The sequence below is a fragment of the Streptomyces sp. NPDC002640 genome, assembly GCF_053592575.1.
The window spans coordinates 47,581-68,457 of the sequence record NZ_JBSFVZ010000020.1; the positions used below are offsets into that span (position 1 = coordinate 47,581).

Annotated in this window: 17 protein-coding genes; 7 read left to right on the plus strand and 10 right to left on the minus strand. The window is 73.2% G+C overall.

Annotated features, from left to right (window positions below; translation table 11 throughout):
• The first annotated feature begins 177 nt into the window (after nt 1-177).
• From ACWD3O_RS24400 to ACWD3O_RS24410, 3 genes are all read left to right on the plus strand, one after another.
• On the plus strand, nt 178-1,776 hold the full coding sequence (locus tag ACWD3O_RS24400; protein WP_451412422.1) for an ABC-F family ATP-binding cassette domain-containing protein: 1,599 nt from the start codon (nt 178-180) through the stop codon (nt 1,774-1,776).
• A 319-nt stretch (nt 1,777-2,095) separates the two neighbouring features.
• A complete protein-coding gene (locus ACWD3O_RS24405; protein WP_030578326.1) occupies nt 2,096-2,317 on the plus strand; it encodes a helix-turn-helix domain-containing protein in 222 nt (73 codons plus the stop codon).
• 134 nt (nt 2,318-2,451) lie between these two features.
• Nucleotides 2,452-3,243, plus strand: coding sequence for an enoyl-CoA hydratase/isomerase family protein (locus ACWD3O_RS24410; protein ID WP_451417348.1), 792 nt, complete (start codon nt 2,452-2,454; stop codon nt 3,241-3,243).
• 329 nt (nt 3,244-3,572) lie between these two features.
• Here the strand turns inward: ACWD3O_RS24410 and ACWD3O_RS24415 are convergent, their stop codons facing one another.
• Nucleotides 3,573-4,664 carry an amidohydrolase family protein gene (locus ACWD3O_RS24415; RefSeq protein WP_451417349.1) on the minus strand — a complete coding sequence of 364 codons (1,092 nt, stop codon included), beginning with the start codon at nt 4,662-4,664 and terminating at the stop codon, nt 3,573-3,575.
• Between the two features lie 33 nt (nt 4,665-4,697).
• Nucleotides 4,698-6,200 (minus strand): PstS family phosphate ABC transporter substrate-binding protein, encoded by a 1,503-nt coding sequence (locus tag ACWD3O_RS24420; protein WP_451417350.1) that lies wholly within the window; start codon nt 6,198-6,200, stop codon nt 4,698-4,700.
• 218 nt (nt 6,201-6,418) lie between these two features.
• Between ACWD3O_RS24420 and ACWD3O_RS24425 the strand changes: the two genes are divergently transcribed.
• The 3 genes from ACWD3O_RS24425 to ACWD3O_RS24435 all read left to right on the plus strand — a co-directional run bounded on the left by ACWD3O_RS24425 (nt 6,419) and on the right by ACWD3O_RS24435 (nt 9,577).
• Nucleotides 6,419-7,519: a pyridoxal-phosphate-dependent aminotransferase family protein gene (locus ACWD3O_RS24425; protein ID WP_451417351.1), complete on the plus strand. Its 1,101-nt coding sequence runs from the start codon at nt 6,419-6,421 to the stop codon at nt 7,517-7,519.
• 200 nt (nt 7,520-7,719) lie between these two features.
• Complete coding sequence (locus ACWD3O_RS24430; protein WP_451417352.1) at nt 7,720-8,439, plus strand: DsbA family oxidoreductase; 720 nt, start codon at nt 7,720-7,722, stop codon at nt 8,437-8,439.
• A 91-nt stretch (nt 8,440-8,530) separates the two neighbouring features.
• Entirely contained in the window at nt 8,531-9,577 is a 1,047-nt protein-coding gene (locus ACWD3O_RS24435; protein WP_451417353.1) for an aminotransferase class V-fold PLP-dependent enzyme, read from the plus strand.
• Nucleotides 9,578-9,646: 69 nt separating this feature from the next.
• On the opposite strand, the gene thpD is transcribed toward ACWD3O_RS24435, so the two are convergent.
• The 5 genes from thpD to ACWD3O_RS24460 all read right to left on the minus strand — a co-directional run bounded on the left by thpD (nt 9,647) and on the right by ACWD3O_RS24460 (nt 13,976).
• Nucleotides 9,647-10,486: an ectoine hydroxylase gene (gene thpD, locus ACWD3O_RS24440; protein WP_451417403.1), complete on the minus strand. Its 840-nt coding sequence runs from the start codon at nt 10,484-10,486 to the stop codon at nt 9,647-9,649.
• 80 nt (nt 10,487-10,566) lie between these two features.
• Nucleotides 10,567-10,992 (minus strand): ectoine synthase, encoded by a 426-nt coding sequence (locus ACWD3O_RS24445; RefSeq protein WP_451417354.1) that lies wholly within the window; start codon nt 10,990-10,992, stop codon nt 10,567-10,569.
• A 70-nt stretch (nt 10,993-11,062) separates the two neighbouring features.
• A complete protein-coding gene (gene ectB / locus ACWD3O_RS24450) occupies nt 11,063-12,334 on the minus strand; it encodes a diaminobutyrate--2-oxoglutarate transaminase (RefSeq protein ID WP_451412429.1) in 1,272 nt (423 codons plus the stop codon).
• A 97-nt stretch (nt 12,335-12,431) separates the two neighbouring features.
• On the minus strand, nt 12,432-12,998 hold the full coding sequence (ectA, locus tag ACWD3O_RS24455) for a diaminobutyrate acetyltransferase (RefSeq protein ID WP_451412430.1): 567 nt from the start codon (nt 12,996-12,998) through the stop codon (nt 12,432-12,434).
• A 354-nt stretch (nt 12,999-13,352) separates the two neighbouring features.
• Entirely contained in the window at nt 13,353-13,976 is a 624-nt protein-coding gene (locus tag ACWD3O_RS24460; RefSeq protein WP_451417355.1) for a TIGR03086 family metal-binding protein, read from the minus strand.
• 168 nt (nt 13,977-14,144) lie between these two features.
• Here ACWD3O_RS24460 and ACWD3O_RS24465 point away from each other — a divergent pair, with 168 nt between their 5' ends.
• Entirely contained in the window at nt 14,145-15,392 is a 1,248-nt protein-coding gene (locus ACWD3O_RS24465; RefSeq protein ID WP_451417356.1) for a TerD family protein, read from the plus strand.
• A 61-nt stretch (nt 15,393-15,453) separates the two neighbouring features.
• Here ACWD3O_RS24465 and ACWD3O_RS24470 read toward each other — a convergent pair whose 3' ends face one another.
• The 3 genes from ACWD3O_RS24470 to ACWD3O_RS24480 form a co-directional block, all read right to left on the minus strand.
• Nucleotides 15,454-17,040, minus strand: a complete 1,587-nt coding sequence (locus ACWD3O_RS24470; protein ID WP_451417357.1) for a TROVE domain-containing protein — start codon at nt 17,038-17,040, stop codon at nt 15,454-15,456.
• A 523-nt stretch (nt 17,041-17,563) separates the two neighbouring features.
• A complete protein-coding gene (locus tag ACWD3O_RS24475; RefSeq protein WP_451417358.1) occupies nt 17,564-18,982 on the minus strand; it encodes an alkaline phosphatase PhoX in 1,419 nt (472 codons plus the stop codon).
• A 187-nt stretch (nt 18,983-19,169) separates the two neighbouring features.
• Entirely contained in the window at nt 19,170-20,630 is a 1,461-nt protein-coding gene (locus ACWD3O_RS24480) for a hypothetical protein (RefSeq protein ID WP_451417359.1), read from the minus strand.
• Nucleotides 20,631-20,877: the final 247 nt, after the last annotated feature.

Sequence of the window (20,877 nt, forward strand, 5' to 3'; positions counted from 1 at the left end):
GTGTGACCTTTTGCACAGTCTTGCACCCGGGTCCGACAACGCACGCCGGGAAAATTGCTTGCATACGCCCGTTAGACTTCCGTCATGGCCTTTCTCCTCGCGCACTAGACGGCGGTACGCCTCCGCGAAGCCCGTCCGCGAAGCCCGTCCGCCCTTCTCACGCCCTGGAGTCTGTCCGTGATCACCGCCACCGGCGTCGAACTGCGTGCCGGCGCACGCGTCCTCATCGAGTCCGCCAGCTTCCGCGTCGCCAAGGGCGACCGCATCGGCCTGGTCGGCCGCAACGGAGCCGGCAAGACCACGCTCACCAAGGTGCTGGCCGGTGAGGGCATCCCGGCCGCCGGTACCGTCACCCGCTCCGGCGAGGTGGGCTACCTGCCGCAGGACCCCCGCACCGGCGACCTCGATGTCCTGGCCCGCGACCGCGTCCTCTCCGCCCGCGGGCTCGACGTGCTGCTGCGCAAGATGCGGGAGAACGAGGAGCGCATCGCCAGCGGCAAGGGCGCCACGCGCGACAAGGCGATGAAGCAGTACGAGCGCCAGGAGACGGAGTTCCTCACCAAGGGCGGGTACGCCGCCGAGGCCGAGGCCGCCACCATCGCCGCCGCGCTCAACCTTCCCGACCGCGTGCTCTCGCAGCCGCTGCACACGCTCTCCGGCGGTCAGCGCCGCCGAATCGAGCTGGCCCGCATCCTCTTCTCGGACGCGGACACCCTGCTGCTCGACGAGCCCACCAACCACCTCGACGCCGACTCGATCGTCTGGCTGCGGGACTACCTGAAGAGCTACCGCGGCGGCTTCATCGTGATCTCCCACGACGTCGAGCTGGTGGAGACGGTCGTCAACAAGGTCTTCTACCTGGACGCCAACCGGGCGGCCATCGACGTCTACAACATGGGCTGGAAGCTGTACCAGCAGCAGCGCGAGGCGGACGAGAAGCGCCGCAAGCGGGAGCGGCAGAACGCCGAGAAGAAGGCCGCCGCGCTCAACGCCCAGGCCGACAAGATGCGCGCCAAGGCCACCAAGACGGTCGCCGCGCAGAACATGGCCCGCCGCGCCGAGCGGCTGCTCTCCGGCCTGGACGACGTCCGCCAGTCCGACAAGGTCGCCAAGCTCCGCTTCCCGGAGCCGGCGCCCTGCGGCAAGACGCCGCTGATGGCGGAGGGCCTGTCGAAGTCCTACGGCTCGCTGGAGATCTTCACCGACGTCGACCTGGCCATCGACAAGGGCTCCCGCGTGGTCATCCTCGGCCTCAACGGCGCGGGCAAGACCACGCTCCTGCGCATGCTGGCGGGGGTGGAGCAGCCCGACACCGGGAAGATCGTCCCCGGCCACGGCCTGAAGGTGGGCTACTACGCCCAGGAGCACGAGACCCTCGACCCGGACCGCACGGTCCTGGAGAACATGCGCTCCTCCGCGCCCGACATGGACCTGGTCGAGGTCCGCAAGGTGCTCGGCTCGTTCCTGTTCTCCGGCGACGACGTCGACAAGCCGGCCGGGGTGCTCTCCGGCGGCGAGAAGACCCGGCTGGCCCTGGCGACGCTGGTGGTCTCCTCCGCCAACGTGCTGCTGCTGGACGAGCCCACCAACAACCTCGACCCGGCCAGCCGTGAGGAGATCCTCGGGGCGCTGCGCACGTACACGGGCGCGGTGGTGCTGGTGACCCACGACGAGGGCGCCGTCGAGGCGCTGCAGCCGGAGCGGATCATCCTGCTCCCGGACGGCATCGAGGACCTCTGGGGCGCCTCGTACGCCGACCTGGTGGCGCTCGCCTGACCCGTATTGGATCATTCGGACGATCCCGGCTCCTTCATCTGTGTGAGGACTCCTGGTACCCGGGTGTGCGGTGCACACATTTCTCGGCCGGGCCCCCGCCTCGTGGGGGCCCGGCCGCTTCGCGTCCGTGACCTGCTGCTTCGCCCGGAATACCGTTCAGGCGTGCGGGTACCGGTCGACGGAATGAGACTTTCCGTATGTGCGCACGCACTCCTGTCGTCAAAAGCCGGTCCTACGGACCTTGCCGAATGGGTGGCCAGGACGGCGGCAAGGGGTGATCATGAGAGGACCAGAGCGCACTTCCCATGAGGAGGCACGGGTGGCCGAGACTCTGAAGAAGGGCAGCCGGGTGACCGGCGCCGCGCGCGACAAGCTCGCGGCAGACCTGAAGAAGAAGTACGACTCCGGTGCGAGCATCCGGGCACTGGCCGAGGAAACCGGCCGCTCGTATGGCTTCGTGCACCGGATGCTCAGCGAGTCGGGCGTCACGCTGCGTGGGCGTGGCGGCGCGACGCGCGGCAAGAAGGCGCAGTCGGCCTGAGGCCGGCCGGTCCTCGACTCCGATGACGGCGGCCACCCGGTCGGTCCTCCGACCGGCCGGGTGGTTACTGTGCAGTCACTTACCGGCGTGTCTCACGGGGACGCGTCGGCCGACCGCACCCATTCGGAGGCGTCATGACTTCGCTCGACCCTGTCCTCGACAAGGACGGCGTCCGGCTCGTCGTCGACGGTGAGACCGCGACGGTGACCTTGACCAACCCCGCCAGGCTCAACGCGCAGAGCCCGGCCCTGTGGCGTGCCCTCGCCGAGGCGGGCCGGGCGCTGCCGGGTGCCGTCCGGGTCGTCGTGCTCCGCGGGGAGGGCAAGTCCTTCTCCGCCGGGCTCGACCGCCAGGCGTTCACGCCGGAGGGCTTCCCCGGCGAGCCGTCCTTCCTGGACATGGCGCGCGGCGACGAGGCCGGGATGGACGCGATCATCGCCGGGTACCAGGAGGCGTTCACCTGGTGGCGGCGGAGCGACGTCGTGTCGATCGCGGCCGTCCAGGGCCACGCCATCGGGGCCGGGTTCCAGCTCGCCCTCGCCTGCGACCTGCGGGTGGTCGCGGACGACGTCCAGTTCGCCATGCGGGAGACCAGCCTGGGGCTGGTCCCCGACCTCACCGGCACGCAGCCGTTGGTGGCGCTCGTGGGATACGCCCGTGCGCTCGAGATCTGTGCCACCGGACGGTTCGTGGGCGCGGAGGAGGCGGTGAGCAGCGGGCTCGCCAACCTCGCGGTGGAGCGGGAGGAGCTGGACGGTGCGGTGCGGGATCTGGCCGCGGCGTTGCTGGCGGCTCCGCGGTCCGCGGTGATCGAGACGAAGGCGTTGTTGCAGGGGGCGGTGGGGCGGACGTTCGACGAGCAGCGGGCCGCGGAGCGGGCCGCGCAGGGGCGGCGGCTTCGCGACCTCGCGGGCCTGGGCGAGTAACGCCGCCGCCGTCACCCTCACGTGCCCCGGCTCCGCGCCGCCGCCCTTGCCGCGGCGCGGGGCCGCTTCCCCGCACCGCGGTGAGGTCGCGTGGGTACGGTGCCGTCTGCGCCGGGTGCCTGCCGGTGCCGCTGGTGAGGTCGCGTGCGTACGGCACCGTCTGCGCCCACCCGTGCCGCCCCAGCGGCACGATTGCCCGCAGAGTGGACACGAGCCGCCCGCGCAGGGGTGGACGCGAGTCACCCGCAAGGGTGGACACGAGCCGCCCGCGCAGGGGTGGGACGCGAGTCGCCCGCGGGGGTGGGCGTTCGGCAGGGTGCGGGGGATTGTCAGGCCACCACGTGGCCGTTGAGGACGACCCGGCGGGGTGCGGCGAGGACCGCCACGTTCTCGCGCGGGTCGGTCTCGTAGACGACGAGGTCGGCCGGCGCACCCTCGTCGAGGCCCGGCCGCCCCAGCCAGGAGCGGGCCGCCCACGACGCCGCCCCCACCGCGTCGGCGGCCGGGATCCCCGCCCGCACCAGCTCGGCGACCTCCTCGGCCACCAGCCCGTGCGGCAGCGTCCCCCCGGCGTCCGTGCCGACGAACACCGGCACCCCGGCGTTCCACGCGGACCGCACCGTGTCGTAGCGCCGCTCGTGGAGCCGCCGCATGTGGGCGGACCAGCGGGGGAACTTCTCGTCCCCGCCCGCCGCCAGCTTCGGGAAGGTCGCGATGTTGACCAGCGTCGGCACGATGGCGACGCCCCGCTCGGCGAAGAGCGGGATGGTGTCCTCGGTGAGCCCGGTGGCGTGCTCGACGCAGTCGATGCCCGCCTCGACCAGGTCCCGCAGGGAGTTCTCGGCGAAGCAGTGCGCGGTGACCCGCGCCCCCAGCCGGTGCGCCTCGGAGATGGCGGCCTCGACGGCCCCGCGCGGCCAGCAGGGGGCGAGGTCGCCCTCGGCGCGGTCTATCCAGTCGCCGACCAGCTTCACCCACCCGTCGCCGCGCCGTGCCTCCCGTGCCACGTGGGCGACGAGGTCCTCCGGTTCGACCTCCCAGGCGAAGTTGCGGATGTAGCGCCGGGTGCGGGCGATGTGCCGTCCGGCGCGGATGATCCGCGGCAGGTCCTCCCGGTCGTCGATCCACCGGGTGTCGGCGGGCGAGCCGGCGTCGCGCAGCAGCAGCGCCCCGGCCTCCCGTTCGGTCAGCGCCTGCTTCTCCGAGACGTCGTCCGGTACGGCCCCGTCCGCGCCGAGCCCCACGTGGCAGTGGGCGTCGACCAGCCCGGGCAGGACCCATCCCTCGACGGTGCGGACGTCCCGGGCGCCCACCGGGCGGTCGTGACTGATCCGCCCGCCGACCACCCAGATCTCGTCCCGGACCTCCTCGGGCCCGACCAGCACCCTCCCCTTCACCCGCAGCACCGCGTGATCGCTCATGCCCCGCACCCTAGATCCCTCACCCCGGCCGCGTCAGGAGGGCCGGCACAGCCTCGGGTTGGCGAGGTCGGCGCAGGGCCGCTGGCCGTACTCCCGGATGACGTCCTGGCCGACCTCCAGGGTCATGTACCGCAGGAACCCGGCGACCAGGGAGTCGGCCGGCGGCTGCCCGTAGGTGTAGGCGTACTCGGTGGCCCAGAACGGGTAGACGCCCCGGTCGGCGGCGTCGAGCTCGGCGGGGTGGCCGTCGATGCGGACCAGGCGGAGGCGGTCCGTCCGGGCGCCGGCGGCGTGGGCCTCCGCGTAGCCGAGGCCGCCGGGGACGGCGGCCACCGTGTCCAGCGCCTCCTGGGTGGAGCCGCGTTCGCAGCGCAGCGCGGGGTGGTCGGGGCGGGCGACCCGGGCGCGGCAGTCGTGGGAGGTGACGTTGGGTTCGGTGGCGCCGTCGAGCACGCGTTCCTCCAGCGCCCGGCGGCTGCCGGAGTTGGAGTAGCGTCCGACCAGGGCGATCGGCAGGTCGTTGCCGCCGACGTCGCTCCAGTTGCGGTACCGGCCGGCGTAGATCCGCCGGATCTGCTCCGGCGTCAGGTCCTGGACGCCCGCCGCCTCGTTGACGACCAGGGTGAACAGGGAGAACGACACGGGGCGGGGCAGGAGCTGCGGGTGGCCGTCGCCCTTGCGGCCGTCGGAGAAGGCGAGCATGGCCGGGCCGTCCTCGCCCGCCTTGCGGCCCGCCTCGTCGAGGGTGCGGACGCCCTCCTGGCTGCCGGAGGCCCGGATGTCTATCTCCACGTCCCCGGGGGCTTCGCGGCAGGCCTCGCGGTAGCTCTCGGCGGCCTTCTCCACCACGGGGCGGAAGGCGGTGGATCCGACCACGGTGAGCTTGCCGGAGGCGCAGTCCACCGCGGCCGTGGAGTTGCCCTCGGACACGTAGTACAGGGCGACGATCAGCGAAGCCATCACGGTGATCAGCGCGACCACGCCCCGGGAGACGCGGGCCCGGTAGCGGGTGCGGGTGATCCGGCCGCCCTTGATCCGGCTCACCATCACCGCGTCGGACTCGTCGCCGTCCCGCTCGGGGGCGTTGTCCCCGTCGAGTTCGTCGAGCACCACCAGCACCTTGTAGTGCTCGTTCGGGTTGAGCGGGACCCGGGGCAGCCGCAGTACGTCCGGGTCGGCCCGCTCCGGGTCCCGGTTGAGCAGCGGGATGGCGTTGGTGGGCGAGCTGGGGCCGCGGCGCGTGGGGTCGAAGGCGCGCACGACGCGGCGGCGCGGGAAGCGGACGGACAGCCCGACGGGCTCGCTCTCCATGTAGTCGTCGACGTCGACGGGCACCGAGCCGTTGTTCTCGATCCGCACCAGCACCAGGGACGGGTGCCGGGCGCCGGCGAAGTCCTCGCCGAAGGCCCGCGTGTCCATCTGGATCCGGTAGCCGAGCCGCTTCCTGCCGATGAAGAAGAACTCGTACACGCCGGCCACCGTCGGGATGACGACGCCGAGCACGGTGAGAGTGATCTCCCAGGGGATCGTGTCCATGATGCGCACAAAGTACGGTCGGCTTTTCGCCCTGGGGAGTCCGCGAGGGACGGCGACCGGTGAAGTTCACCGGCCGTTGCCGGGGCGTTCGGCCGGGGTGCGGACCGCGTACGGCAACGAGCCGGAACCGGGCGGTCCGCGGCCTCGCGCGGGCACCGGTTACCCTCGGGGCGCACCACCCGGACCACCCGCACCCACTCGGCGAAGAGAGCACCACCGTGACCCATCCCTTCCTGGACCTGGCCCCGCTCGGCGCCGCCCGTTTCGCAGCCGTCGCTGACCGGGTGGCACGGCTCCTCGGCACCACCGACGACGTCGTGATCACCCAGGGCGAGGCGCTGCTCCCGCTGGAGGGCGCGATCCGCGGGTGCGCGGGACCCGGAACGGTGGCGCTGAACGTGATCACCGGCCCGTACGGGCAGACCTTCGGCGACTGGCTGCGGGACTGCGGCGCGACCGTCCACGACCTGGCGGTCCCGTTCCACACCGCAGTGACCGCCGGGCAGGTCCGCGAGGCGCTGGCCGAGCACCCGGAGATCGACTTCGTCTCGCTGGTGCACGCCGAGGCGGCCACCGGCAACACCAACCCGGTCGCGGAGATCGGCGAGGTGGTCCGCGAGCACGGCGCGCTGCTGTACCTGGACGCGGTGGCCTCCATCGGGGCGGAGCCGGTGCTGACGGACGAGTGGGGCGTCGACCTCTGCGTGATCGGCGCGCAGAAGGCGCTGGGCGGTCCGGCGGGCGTCTCGGCGGTGTCGGTGAGCGAGCGGGCGTGGGCCCGTATGGCCGCGAACCCGAAGGCGCCCCGCCACTCCTACCTGTCGCTCCTCGACTGGAAGGAGCGCTGGATCGACCGCGGTCGCACCGCCCTGCTGCACGCTCCGGCGCAGCTCGAGATGCTGGCGCTGGAGGCCTGTGTGGAGCGGGTCGAGCAGGAGGGCCTGGACGCCCTGATGGGCCGTCACGCGGCCGCCGCCGCGGCGACCCGGGCCGGTGTGCTGACGCTGGGCGGCGGGCTGACGCCGTACGTCCACGACGCGCGGGACGCGGCGCCGGTGGCGACCACGCTGCGGACCCCGGAGGGCGTGGTGGCCTCCGACCTGGTGGCGCGGGCGCTGGCCGCGGACCCGGCGCTGCCGCTGGTGGCCGGCGGTGGCGCGCTGGCGGCCGAGATGATCCGGGTCAACCACTACGGCCGGGACGCCACGCCGGGCGCGGTCCAGGGCAGCCTGGCGGCGCTGGGGGCGGTGCTGGCGGAGCGCGGCGTCGAGGTGGACCTGGCCGGCGCGCTGCGGGCCGCCGCGGCCGCCTGGAAGTAGACCACTCCCGCACGGAGCACGGAGCACGGAGCACGGCGCCCGGACCACGGCGCCCGGCCGGCGGCCACCGCGGCCACCGGCCGGGACCTGCCGGCCCGCCCGGCCTCACCTCGCCCTGCCCCGCCCCGCCTCGGGAATGCGGTGGGTGGCCGGGCGCGTTGCCGCACCGAATACCGTCGCGAGTTTTCAGGAGTGCCCCCGTGCGTGTGGAGATCTGGTCCGACATCGCCTGTCCGTGGTGTTACGTCGGCAAGGCCCGTTTCGAGAAGGCGCTGGCCGGGTTCGCGCACCGGGACGAGGTGGAGGTCGTGCACCGGTCGTTCGAGCTGGACCCCGGGCGGGCCAAGGGGGACGTGGAGCCCGTCCTCGGGCTGCTGGCGAAGAAGTACGGCATGACCGAGGAGCAGGCGCGGGCCGGCGAGGCCAACCTGGCGGCGCAGGCGGCCGGCGAGGGCCTGCCGTACCGGGCCGAGGGCCGCGACCACGGCGGCACCTTCGACCTCCACCGGCTGCTGCAGCTCGCCAAGGAGCGGGGACGCCACTCCGAGCTGCTGGACCTTTTCTACCGGGCCAACTTCGCGGAGGAGCGGTCCGTCTTCGCCGACGCGGACGAGTACCTGGTGGAGCTGGCCGTGCGGGCCGGGCTCGACGAGGACGAGGTGCGCACGGTGCTGGGCGACCCGGCGGCGTTCGCGGACGAGGTCCGGGCGGACGAGCGGGACGCGGCGGCCCTCGGGGCGACCGGGGTGCCGTTCTTCGTGATCGACCGGAAGTACGGGGTCTCCGGGGCCCAGCCGGCGGAGCTCTTCACCCAGGCGCTCACCCAGGCCTGGGGCGAGCGGAGCCCGCTGACGGTCCTCTCCGACGGCGACGCCTGCGGCCCCGACGGCTGCGAGGTCCCGCGGCACCAGGAGGCGTGAGGCACCTGGCGGGCCCCGCCGGGCGGACGGCGGGACCCGCCGGGCGGACGCCCTGTGGACGCGGGCCGGACGGGACGGGCATCGTGAGGCCATGCCGATCCTCGACAGCGTCGTCCCGTCCGAGTTCCGTCCGGAGAGCGTGTACCTGAACACCGCGGCGGTCGGCCTGCTCCCGGCCCGCAGCGCGCGGGCGGTCCGCGCCGCGCTGGACGACGCCGCGGCCGGCCGCCCCGCCGACTTCTTCGGCCAGGCGGAGGAGGCCCGTGCCGCGTACGCCCGGATCATGGGCGTGTCCCCCGGCCGGGTGGCGGTCGGCTCGTCGGTGGTCTCCTACAGCGCCCTGGTCGCGGCCTCGCTGCCCGCGGGGGCCGAGGTGCTCACCGCGGAGGGCGACTTCAGCTCGCTGGTCAACCCGTTCCACGTGCGCGGCGACCTCAAGGTGCGCTCCGTGCCGCTGGAGCGGATCCCCGGGGCGGTGGGCGCGGGGACCGCGATGGTCGTGGTCAGCGCCGTCCAGTCCGCCGACGGGCGGCTGGTCGACCTGCCCGGGCTGCGCGCCGCGGCGGCCGCGCACGGCGCCCGGATCTGCCTCGACGTCTCCCAGGCCGCCGGCTGGCTCCCGCTGGACGCCGGCTCCTACGACTTCACGGTGACCGTCACGCACAAGTGGCTGTGCGGCATGTTCGGCCTGGCGTTCCTGACCGTGCCGGAGGACTTCGGCGGGCTGCTCCCGCTCTCGGCCGGCTGGGTGGCGGGCCAGGAGCCGTGGGCGAGCTGCTACGGGCCGGTCGCCGAACTGGCCCGCACCGCACGGCGGTTCGACGAGCCGCAGAGCATCGCCTGCGTCGCCGCCCCGCGGTCGCTGGCGCTGATCGAGGAGCTCGGGGTGGAGGCGATCCACGCCCACGACCTGGCGCTGGCGGAGCGGTTCCGCGAGGGGCTGGCGCGGCTGGGGCACGAGCCGGTGCCCTCCCCCGGGTCGGCGATCGTGTCGGTGCCGGGGCTGGGCGGACGGCAGCCCGAGCTGTCCGCGGCCGGGATCGAGGTCTCCGACCGTGCGGGCAGCTTGCGGGCCGCCTTCCACCTGCACAACGGCCCCGCGGACGTCGACCGTCTGCTCGACGTCCTGGCGCGCTGAGCGAAGGGGACGCTCAGCGCGCCGTGACGGTCGTCGACGCGGTCGCCAACGCGGCCGTCGGCGCGGTCGTCAGCGCACCGGGGTGAAGTCGCGGGCCCCGAGGAAGTCGGGGCGCCGCACCGGCGCGGCGAACGGCTCGACGGCCGCGTTCTCCACGCTGTTGAACACGATGAAGACGTTGCTGCGCGGGAACGGCGTGATGTTGTCGCCGGACCCGTGCATGCAGTTGCAGTCGAACCAGGTCGCGGAGCCGGCCTTGCCCGTGAAGAGCTTGATGCCGTGCTGCCCGGCGAGGGCGGTGAGCGCCTCGTCGGACGGGGTGCCCGCGTCCTGCATCTGCAGCGACTTCTTGTAGTTGTCCTTCGGGGTGGCTCCGGCGCAGCCGAGGAAGGTCTTGTGCGACCCCGGCATGATCATCAGCCCGCCGTTGGTGTCGAAGTTCTCGGTGAGCGCGATCGACACCGACACGGTCCGCATGTTCGGCAGCCCGTCCTCGGCGTGCCAGGTCTCGAAGTCCGAGTGCCAGTAGAACCCGGAGGCCCCGAAGCCGGGCTTGACGTTGATCCGGGACTGGTGGACGTAGACGTCCGACCCCAGGATCTGCCGGGCGCGGCCCACGACCCGCTCGTCGGCGACCAGGTTGGCGAAGAGCTCGCTGATCCGGTGGACCTCGAAGACCGACCGGATCTCCTGGGTCCGCGGCTCGACGATGGAGCGCTCGTCGGCGCGGATGCCCGGGTCGGCGACCAGGCGGTCCAGTTCCCGCCGGTAGACCTGGACCTCCTCCGGGGTGATCAGCTGGTCGACGGCGAGGAAGCCGTCCCGCTCGAAGGACACGAGGTCCTGGGGGACGATCGGGCCGGGCGCGTCGGGGCTGCCCCAGACGACGGGGTCCTGGCGGGGCACCATCACCTCCTGGGCCCCGCGGGTGGGGTACAGGTCGGTGACGCCGTTGCCTGTGGGTGCGGTCGTCGCGGTGGACACGTGTCTCAGACCTCCTCGGTGATCTGGGGGTCCCCCCGGACGAAGTCTGGGGGAGGGTAGACGCCGTTCTCGTCGTGGTCCTCCCGTCCGGTCACGGGCGGGTTGAAGACGCAGATGCAGCGGAAGTCCGTCCTGGGCCGCATGGTGTGCTTCTCGTGGCCGTCGAGGAGGTACATGGTGCCGGGCGTGATCAGGTACTTCTCGCCGGTGGTCTCGTCGGTGAGCTCGGCCTCGCCCTCGGTGCAGACCACGGCCTCGATGTGGTTGGCGTACCACATGGTGGTCTCGGTGCCCGCGTAGAGGACGGTCTCGTGCACGGAGAAGCCGACCCCCTCCTTGGCGAGGACGATGCGCTTGCTCTCCCAGGTACCGGTGGCGGCCTTCACGTGCCGGTCGGTGCCCTCGATCTCCTTGAAGGATCGGACTATCACGGTGTTGTGCGCACCTCTCTGGTGATCGTTCGTCGGCCGGGCGGGGTGGCGGCGGCAGCAGGCCGTGGCCTCACGCCGTTTCCCGCACGGCCCGGTCGAGGACGCGGAGGCCCTCGTCCAGCTCGTCGGGCGTGATCGTCAGCGCGGGGAGCAGCTTGACGACCTCTCCCTCCGGGCCGGAGGTCTCGATGAGCAGGCCGTGGTCGAAGGCGCGGCGCGCCACCCGGCCGGCCCGCTCCTTGTCGTGGAACTCCAGGCCCCACACCAGGCCGCGGCCGCGGTACTCCTTGACGTGGGGGCGGTTCTCGGCGGTGATCTGCGCCAGCGCCTGGTCGATCTGGAGGCCGCGGGCCAGGGTCTGCTTCTCCAGCGCGTCGCCCTCGGACCAGTAGGTCTCCAGGGCGGCGGTGGCGGTGACGAAGGCCGGGTTGTTGCCGCGGAAGGTGCCGTTGTGCTCGCCCGGCTCCCACACGTCCAGTTCGCCCTTGAACAGGCAGAGCGACATGGGCAGGCCGTAGCCGCTGATGGACTTGGAGACGGTGACGATGTCCGGGGTGATGCCGGCCTCCTCGAAGGAGAAGAAGGCGCCGGTGCGGCCGCAGCCCATCTGGATGTCGTCGACGATCAGCAGCATGTCCTGCCGCTCGCACAGCTCGGCGAGGGCGCGCAGCCACTCCGGGCGGGCGACGTTGATGCCGCCCTCGCCCTGCACGGTCTCGACGATCACCGCGGCCGGCTTGTTGAGGCCGGAGCCCTGGTCCTCCAGCAGCCGCTCGAACCACAGGAAGTCGGGGACCGTGCCGTCGAAGTAGTTGTCGAACGGCATCGGCGTGCCGTGCACCAGCGGGATGCCCGCGCCGGCCCGCTTGAAGGCGTTGCCGGTGACCGCGAGCGAGCCCAGCGACATGCCGTGGAAGGCGTTGGTGAAGGAGACGACGGACTCGCGGCCCTTCACCTTGCGGGCCAGCTTGAGCGCCGACTCGACGGCGTTGGTGCCGGTCGGGCCGGGGAACATGACCTTGTACGGCAGGTGGCGCGGCTGGAGCACCAGGCGGTGGAAGGTCTCCAGGAAGGCGCGTTTGGCCGTCGTCGACATGTCGAGGCCGTGGGTGACGCCGTCCCGCTCGAGGTAGTCGAGCAGGGCGCGCTTGAGGACCGGGTTGTTGTGCCCGTAGTTCAGGGAGCCGGCGCCCGCGAAGAAGTCGAGGTAGGCGCGGCCGTCCTCGTCGTACATGTGACTGCCCTGGGCGCGGTCGAAGACGGTGGGCCAGGCGCGGCAGTAGCTGCGGACCTCGGACTCCAGGGACTCGAAGACGGTCAGGTCGGGCTGGATGACGGTCACGACGTACAACTCCTCGGGAGATGTCGGAAGAAGGGAGGGTTCTCGGGCTGCTGGGGCACGGACGTTCCGGGGCGCGGTGGCTGCCTCCGGCGTCGGCTCACAGCGGTGCGATGCGGTGCAGCACCTCGGGGGCGTGGGCCTCGCCCTCGGCCGGGAACTGGTCGCCCGCGAAGAGGACCTCGCGGGTCAGGTCGGCGCCGTGGCGGGCGGCGAAGGAGGCGAAGAGGCTTTCGGAGGCCTTGTTGCCGGGCGTGATGGTGGTCTCGACGGTGTCCACGCCGAGCTCGCTCTCACGGTCGATCCGGGCCACCAGTTCGTCGAGCATCCGGCCGGCCAGGCCGTGCCCGCGGTGCCGCTCGTCCACGGCCACCTGCCACACCAGCAGGACCCGGGGGTCCTCGGGCCGCAGGAAGCCGGTCACGAAGCCGGCCACCCTGCCGTCCTCGGAACGGGCCACCGCGGAGGTGGAGGCGAAGTCACGGCACCACAGCAGATAGCTGTAGGAGGAGTTGAGGTCGAGCGTCCGGGAATCGCGGGCGATGCGCCAGAGGGAGGCGCCGTCGGCCACGTTCGGGCGGTCGACGCGGAATCCGTCACGGAATCCGCCGGTGAATTCGGAAGAGGTCGTCTGCGTCGTCGTCGGGGCTGCTTGTAGGGCAGTCATGCGAAATGAACTTACCCAGCGGGAATGAGAAATGCATTCCCACGCGGGGTTACGTGTACCGGGCACGCTGTGGTATCACGCGGGCGCGTGGCTCGCCCTACAGCGCCGTCGATTGGCGCCCTTTGTCCGGTAATTACCGCGCAAAACAGACGCCCTGTGAGTCTGATTACATTGGCGTAACACTGTCGGAACGCCCGCGATCCGCCTCCGCGATCTTCGCGGAATCTTGACGTTTGGCGCGCTGCCGTCTGGGCATGAGAGAAAAGGGAACGGGCGGACGATCGGCTATTCAATTCCCCTTCTTCCCGGCGCGGGTATTTCTCCGGACGACTGCCGGGCGACTGCTGGAATTCCTCACCGGCGCGTGTTTTCCGGCCATCGCGGGTCCCGCCCGCTCAGGCCCGCGACGCGGTCGGTCAACGGCGCGTTGTGCGGGACGGGGACGACCGGGCCGAAGATGGCGTCGCGCTCCTCGGCCGGCCCTTCGGCCGTCTCGACGAGGAAGGCGTGCGCGCTCCGGAGCGCCGCCGGGTCAGGGTGGTACTCCTGGCGGGTCGCCCGCGCCAGGTCCCAGCCGTGCACCACCAGTTCGTCCGTCGCGACGGCCTGGGCGACGGCGCCGGGCAGTTCCACTCCCCCGGCCCGGGTCGTCCCTTCCCACGCGGAGGGGTCGCGCCACGCCTCGGCCAGCTCGCCGAGCACCCGCGGCAGGCGCTCCCGCCAGCCGGGCCGCAGCTCGGGCAGGGTGCTGTCCGGCGCGGTGTCCGTGGCGGCGCCGAGGTCCTTGCGCGCGGCGTCCCGGAAGGCCACGGCCAGCCCTTCCAGGTGGGCCAGCAGATGACGGACGGCGTAGTCGGGGCAGGGCGTGGGGAGGTCCAGGGCGGCGTCGTCCACAGCGCCGGCCAGCCGGATCAGTTCGCGCGTCTGGGGGCCCATGTCGGGCTTCCGGGGGCCCAGGTCGGGCGGTGCGTCGGTCATCGGGAGCCTCCGTGGTGTGGGTGCGCCGCGCGGTGCGGTGTGCCCCGCTCGTACCGTTGGGGACCCCGCGGGGCACGGAAACTCACCGGTTCCCCGGCGATCCCACCCGTCCGGCCCCGGTAAGGGAACGGTAAAAGCGTCCCGCTCGTTCTCCCTCACATGACCGCTATGACCCCTGGCTCGAACATTCCGCTCAGCCCCGCCCGTGTGACGGTCGAGGTCGCCGCGCCGGTGCGGCTGGACGTCTCGGGCCTGATGCTCACCGCCGACGGCAAGGTGCGCTCGGACGACGACTTCATCTTCTACAACCAGCCGGCCGGTCCGGGCGTGACCTACCGCTCCGGCGGCGGGACGGCCCCGGACTCCGTCACGGTGGAGACCGCCGCCGTCCCCCCGGCCATCGAGAAGATCGTGGTGACGGCCAGTCCGGACTCCCCCGGCCAGACCTTCCAGGGCGTCGAGCCCACCGCCACCCTGCGGGACGCCGCCGACGGCTCCGTCCTCGCCACCTTCACCCCGCCCGGCCTCGGCTCCGAGACGGCGCTGCTGGTGATGGAGATCTACCGCCGCAACGGCACCTGGAAGGCCCGCGCGGTCGGCCAGGGGTACGCCGACGGACTGGCCGGCATCGCCACCGACTTCGGCGTCTCCGTGGAGGAGCCCGCTCCCGCCCCGGCGGCCCCGCCCCAGGCCGCCCCGGCCGCTCCCCCGGCCCCTCCGGCCCCCGCTCCCGCCGCGCCGCCGGTGCCGCCCGCCGCGCCCGCGCAGCCCACGATCGCGGACCCGCGCGCCTTCGCCTCCACGCCCCCGGCCGCCCCCGCCGCCCCGGCCCCGGGCAGCGGCAAGGTCAACCTGGACAAGGGCCGCGTCTCGCTGCAGAAGAACCAGACGGTCTCCCTGGTCAAGGGCGGGCAGCCGGTCCTCTCGCAGGTGCGGATGGGTCTCGGCTGGGAGCCCGCCTACCGCGGCCGGGACATCGACCTGGACGCCTCGGTCATCGCCTACGGCCCGCAGCGCAACGTCGTCGACGCCTGCTACTTCGGCAAGCTGGCCATCCTGGGCGGCGCGATCAAGCACTCCGGCGACAACCTCACCGGCGAGGGCGGCGGGGACGACGAGGTGATCGCGGTCGACCTGGGCCGGCTGCCGCAGGAGGTGACCGGCCTGGTGTTCACGGTGAACTCCTTCACCGGCCAGAAGTTCACCGAGGTCGCCAAGGCCTACTGCCGCCTGCTGGACACCGCGGGCAACGAGCTGGTCCGCTTCGACCTGACCGGCGCGGAGCCCAGGACGGGCGTGATGATGGCCAAGTTCATCCGCCAGTACTCCGGCGAGTGGGAGATGACGGCCATCGGCGAGTTCGTGAAGGCCCGCACGGTACGCGACATGCTCAAGCCGGGCGCCCAGGCGCTGTGACGCCGCCCGTGGGCTGAGGCCGGTGGCCGCGGGACCCTCCCCCGGGTCCCGCGGCCACCGGTCACTCCTCCCAGGGCCAGTCGGCCCGGCCCGCCGCCTCCAGCAGCGGCACCATGCGGAAGGCGGCGTCGGTCAGGCCGGCGAAGGTGTGCCGGGTGGCGCTGCCGGAGTCGCCGTGTCCGGCGCGGTGGCCGGCCAGGTTCCACGTGTAGACCGGCACCCGGGACGGAACCTGCCGCACCGGCGATCCGTGGCGGCTGGGCGCGTACTGCTCGTCGGTGACGATCAGCACCCGGTCGTGCCCCCGGTAGTGCGTGCGCACCGCCTCGGTGGTGTCGGTCCCGCCCAGGTCGTGGAAACGGTCCAGCACCCTGAGCACCGACTCCCCCGCCGTGAACGGCACCGCACGGCTGCTGGTGCCGAACTCCACCAGGTCGGCGTCGGTGGCCCGCAGCGCGACCGCCGTGCCGAAGACGGCCGCCGCGTCGGCCCGGGTGAGCTCGGAGCGGTCGGAGACCCGGCTGTAGAACATCGAGCCGGACCGGTCGACCAGCACCAGCGTCCGCCCCGGCAGCGCCGGCACGTCGGCCAGCGAGTGGCCGAGCGCCTGTTCCAGCGCGTACGCCCACCGCGGCGACGGCGCGTTGCGGTACGCGGACAGGTACCGGAACGGGAACTGCCGGGAGCGGGCCACCTCGGCCGGGTCGGCGATCCGTCGCGCGACCTCGGCGGCCACCTCGTCGGACACCCCCGCCCGGTCGAAGTTGCGCAGGTTGCGCACCAGCGCCATCGGCCCCATGGACGGGATGACGGCCTCCCAGGCCTCGTTGTCCATCGGCCCCTGCAGCCAGCCCGCCAGCGCCTCCCAGGTGAGCCCCGCCGCCGCCAGCCGCTCGGCGCCGCCGGGCCCGGTGACCGCGGCCCGGCGTTCCGCCACGGGCAGCGCCATCAGCGCGCGGTGCTCCCGCAGCACGGGCAGCGACGCGGGCGGCTCCGCGCTCTCCGGGTGGTGCCGGCGGTCGAGGGCGTGGCGGAACAGGTCGCCCTGCCACGGCCGCCCGGGGTCCGGGGTGGCGTGCACCAGGTTGAGGACGTCGCCGAACCGGTAGCCCTTGGAGGCGGTGTCGTACTTGAGCAGCGCCCTGCCGGTCCACAGCCGCCGGACGGCGTCGGCGATGCCCCGCTTGACCGGCTTGGGCACGGCGCGGCCGTACACGGACGTCCAGTACCCGAGCAGTTCGCCGGGCTCGTCCGGGCGCTGCAGCACGGAGGCGATCACCGCGCGGTTGGCCGGGCCGTCCGTCGCCCCGGCGTCCAGGCGGGCCTTGACGTACTCGGCCGCGCCGACCAGCGAGGCGGTGCGCATCCGGCCCTCGCCGCGCAGCCAGCGCAGCAGGCCCGCCGTCCAGGCGGGGTCGGTCACGGCGAGCCGGCGCACCAGCCGGGCGAAACGCTCGTCGCGGGCGGCGCCGGGCTCGTAGAAGGTCTTCTGGGACACGAAGTTGTCGACGGCGAGCAGGAAGAGCTCGGACCGCGCGTCCCGTTCGACGCCGCGGCCGCCCTCGTGGGTGGCGAGCGGACGCCCTGTGGTGGTCACGGGCGAGGCGGGACGGGCCGCCGCGGGCGGCCTGGTGTTGAAGCGGGCCATGGTGAATTCCCCCCGAATTCGTCGGCGTTGCGCCTTGGACGTTGCTGCGAAGGCATAGGGGGAGGCGTGGCAAAGGGAGCGTGCCCGAGATCGAGGTCGGCCGCGGGCTGTGGGTCAGCTGCTCTACTCGTCTGAGCTACACCGGTCGTGCGACCGGTGGCGGGACTCGAACCCGCGACCCGCTGAAGTAGCCGCTGCCTGCGCACCGGGCACGCACCGTCCGCCACGCCTCCCGAGATCAAGATCGGCAGCGGCACGGAGTCCTGGAAAGGGAAGTAGCCGCGGCCTGCGCACCGGGAGGTGCGGATGACGCCTGGGTGTCCAGAGATCACATCGGCGGAACCGTGTTGGTGCTCTGCCAACTGAGCTACACCGACCCGAAGTCGGTGACGGGACTCGAACCCGCGACCGCCCCATGATGAGTGGAAGTAGGTCCTGCCTGTCGCACCTGGACGGGCATGACTCTAGGAGGACGGCCGCGGGTCGCGCGAGCCGATTAACCGGGGCGGAGGGCCCCCGGAGGTCAGCCCTTCCGCCGCTGGCGCTTCCAGGGGCCGGTGATCGCCAGCAGGATGCCGGGGGTCTGGATGCAGGCGTAGAGGGTGCGGCCGTCCGGGGAGAAGGTCACGCCGGTGAACTCGCTGTCGTTGAGCTCGTTGCGGGCGATGGGGTAGGTGCGGCCGGTGTCGGTGGCGCCGAAGAGGTGGCTGAGGCCCTCGCCGTCCTCGGCGATGACCAGGCCGCCGTACGGGGACACGGTGATGTTGTCGGGGCCGTCGAAGTGGCCCTCGGCCTCCGGGTCGGGGTTCACGCCGATGAGCACCTTGAGGGTGAGGGTCCGCCGCTTCGGGTCGTAGAACCAGACGGCGCCGTCGTGGGCGGCGCCGGGGCTCTCCGAGCGGGCGTAGGAGGAGACCAGGTAGGCGCCGCCGTCGCCCCACCACATGCCCTCCAGCTTGCGGGCGCGCGTCACCTCGCCCTCGCCGAACTGCTTGCGGACCGGCACCGTGCGGGCGTCGCGGTCGGGGACGTCCATCCAGTCGACGCCGTAGACGGTGCCGATGCGGGTGGCGCGGGAGAGGTCGTCGACGAACCGGCCGGCCGAGTCGAAGCAGCGGGGCGCCTGGAGCCTGCCGGCGTCGTCGGCGAGGGTGGCCAGCCGGCCGCGGCCGTGCCGGAAGCCCTCCGGCGGGGTCCAGCGGTAGAACAGCCCGTTGGGCTTGGAGGCGTCCTCGGTGAGGTAGAGGTGGCCGCGCCTGGGGTCGACCACCACGGCCTCGTGGGCGTAGCGGCCCAGCGCCTTGATCGGCTGCGGGTCCCGGTTGGCGTGCTCGTCGAGGGGGTCGACCTCGAAGACGTAGCCGTGGTCCTTGGTCATGCCGTTCTCGCCGGCCTTGTCCTCGGTCTCCTCGCAGGTCAGCCAGGTGCCCCACGGGGTGCTGCCGCCCGCGCAGTTGGTGGCGGTGCCGGCGATGCCCACCCACTCGGTGACGTGTCCGTCGCGGCGGACCTCGACGACCGTGCAGCCGCCGGCCGCCGCCGGGTCGTAGACCAGTCCCTCGGTGAGCGGCACGGGGTGCTCCCAGCGGGAGCGTGGGCCGCCCAGTTCGTGGTTGTTGACCAGCAGGACGGTGCCGCGGCCGCCGTCGAAGGTGGCCGTGCCGTCGTGGTTGGACGGCGTGAACTCCCCGGACTCCAGGCGTGTTTCGCCGGTGCGGGTGAGGACCCGGTAGGAGAACCCGGCGGGCAGCGCCAGCAGTCCCTCGGGGTCGGGCAGCAGGGGGCCGTAGCCGGGGCCGACGGCCTCGCCGTCGGGGGTGGTGATGTCCTCGGCGGCCAGCGCGTTGGGGGCGCTGGCGAACACGCCGACGCTGCCGGCGAGCGCGATCCCGGCACCGCTGAGGGCCGACTGTCTGGCGAAGTCCCTGCGCGAGAGTGACATGGGTTCTCCTGGACGGTGAGGACGGAGAGGACGGTGGTGCCGTGCCGTGCCGCCGCCGTGGCCGCTGCCACGACGCGGCCACACCGTCGCGCCCATGTCTGAACGCCCGTTGAACACCAGGGGTGCGGGGGGAGTTCCGTTGCGTGAAGCGCGGACGGCCCGCGCGTCCCCGGTGTCCGGCCGTGGGTCAGTCGCCCTGCTGGGACCGTGCCTTGAAGGCGGCCTTCCGGGCCTCCTTGGCGATCCTCTTGTCCGGGTGGAGCCTGCCCATGGCCTCCAGCACCTCGGCGGTGGCCGGGTGGTCGACCCGCCAGGCGGTGTCGAAGAACCCGCTGTGCTGGGCGGCCAGGCCCTCGACCAACGCCACCAGTTCCACGCTGTTGCCCTCGGCGGCGAGCTGGGCGGCGAGGGTGTCGACGGTGAGCCAGAAGACCATGTCCTGGGACGGCGCCGGGATGTCCGCCGCTCCGTGCTCGGCCAGCCAGACCCGGGCCAGACCGCCGAGCTCCGGGTCGTCCAGGACCTCGCGCAGCGCCGGCTCCGCCTCCGTGCCGACCAGCGACAGCGCCTGCTGGCAGTGCAGCCGGCGCAGCGGCGCGGCCGGGTCCGCGCCCCGCGCGGCGGCCAGCAGCTCCCGTGCGGCGTCGAGCGGTGCGCGGCTCGCCAGCCACAGCTCGGTCTCCGAGCGGGCGGCGGCGGGGCCGTAGTGGGCGGTGCCGTCGAGGAGCGCGTCGGCGCCCTTGTCGGCGAGCTCGCCCACGGTGGGCGCGGCGTAGCCGGCGTCGAGGAGCCGGACGCGGAGCCCGTAGAGGCCGAGCGGGGTGAGGCGGACGACGCCGTAGCGCTCCAGGTCCTCGAGCATCTCCTCGTCCCGCGCCTGGGGGGCCGCCTCGCCCTCCTCGACGAGCAGCGCCTCGTCGACCGGCCGGAAGTCGGCCAGGCCGGTCGACCGGAGGATCCGGAACTGGTCGTCCAGCCGCATCATCGCGGTGGAGACCTCCTCCATCATCGCGTCGGTCGGCTCGGCGACGTCGGACGGCACGATCACCGAGGCGGCCAGCGCGGGCAGCGGCACGGGGGCGCCCTCGGGGGCCCGCTCGTCGGCGGTGAGCAGGTAGAGGTTGGCGAGGACCCCCTCCAGGAACTCGGCCTCGGCCTCCGGGTCCCAGTCCAGCGTGGAGAAGTCGATCTCGCCGCCCTCGTCCATCGCGTCGACCAGCTCGTCCAGGTCGGGGACGGTGGCGTCGGCGATCGCGGCGTCCAGCGCGTCCAGCCAGATCCGCAGCACGTCGGCGGGCGCGCCGGCGGTGAGCAGCGCCAGGTTCTCGCCGGCGCGGACGGTGCCCTCCTCCTCGTCCACGACCTCCACCAGGCCGGTGTCGACGGCGGCCCGCCACGCCTCGCTCGCCTCCGCCAGGGCGTCCTCGGCGGTCTCCGGGTCGGTGTCGGAGACGGGCAGGCCGAGCGTCCCGGCCGCGGCGGGGAGCTGCTCCTCGGCCAGGCCGCCGCCGGAATCCACCCGGGTGTCCGGGCCCGCCCAGCGGGCCAGCCGGGCCGCCCGGGACAGCAGAGGGGTGGCGAGCGCGTCCCGCGCCAGCTCCGCCTCGGAGGGCAGCCGTACCGGCGGCAGGGGGGTGCTGTCTGACATCGGGTGGGTTCTCCTCCGGACGGGGCCGCGTGAGGCGGGGTCGCAGGGTCTGCGCGGATCTGGTGGCGCCGCGCGGGTCGCGCAGGGCGGACGACCAGCCTAGACGGGTGACCACGGGCCCCGGGACGGCATGTCCCTCTTGCGGGGGAAGCCCCGGGAAGTCGTTGACGCGGCGTCCGGCCTTCGCCGGCCTTGCGTCGGCCTTGCGTCGGCCTTGCGTCGGCCTGGAGGGCCGGCTGCCCTCCCC

Bases quoted from the DNA above. Each gene is read 5' to 3' on its own strand.
- ACWD3O_RS24410 (WP_451417348.1), top strand. From the start codon at position 2,452: ATGACTTCGCTCGACCCTGTCCTCGACAAGGACGGCGTCCGGCTCGTC.
- ACWD3O_RS24415 (WP_451417349.1), bottom strand. From the start codon at position 4,664: ATGAGCGATCACGCGGTGCTGCGGGTGAAGGGGAGGGTGCTGGTCGGG.
- ACWD3O_RS24420 (WP_451417350.1), bottom strand. From the start codon at position 6,200: ATGGACACGATCCCCTGGGAGATCACTCTCACCGTGCTCGGCGTCGTC.
- ACWD3O_RS24435 (WP_451417353.1), top strand. From the start codon at position 8,531: ATGCCGATCCTCGACAGCGTCGTCCCGTCCGAGTTCCGTCCGGAGAGC.
- thpD (WP_451417403.1), bottom strand. From the start codon at position 10,486: ATGGTGCCCCGCCAGGACCCCGTCGTCTGGGGCAGCCCCGACGCGCCC.
- ectA (WP_451412430.1), bottom strand. From the start codon at position 12,998: ATGACTGCCCTACAAGCAGCCCCGACGACGACGCAGACGACCTCTTCC.
- ACWD3O_RS24460 (WP_451417355.1), bottom strand. From the start codon at position 13,976: ATGACCGACGCACCGCCCGACCTGGGCCCCCGGAAGCCCGACATGGGC.
- ACWD3O_RS24465 (WP_451417356.1), top strand. From the start codon at position 14,145: ATGACCCCTGGCTCGAACATTCCGCTCAGCCCCGCCCGTGTGACGGTC.
- ACWD3O_RS24470 (WP_451417357.1), bottom strand. From the start codon at position 17,040: ATGGCCCGCTTCAACACCAGGCCGCCCGCGGCGGCCCGTCCCGCCTCG.
- ACWD3O_RS24475 (WP_451417358.1), bottom strand. From the start codon at position 18,982: ATGTCACTCTCGCGCAGGGACTTCGCCAGACAGTCGGCCCTCAGCGGT.
- ACWD3O_RS24480 (WP_451417359.1), bottom strand. From the start codon at position 20,630: ATGTCAGACAGCACCCCCCTGCCGCCGGTACGGCTGCCCTCCGAGGCG.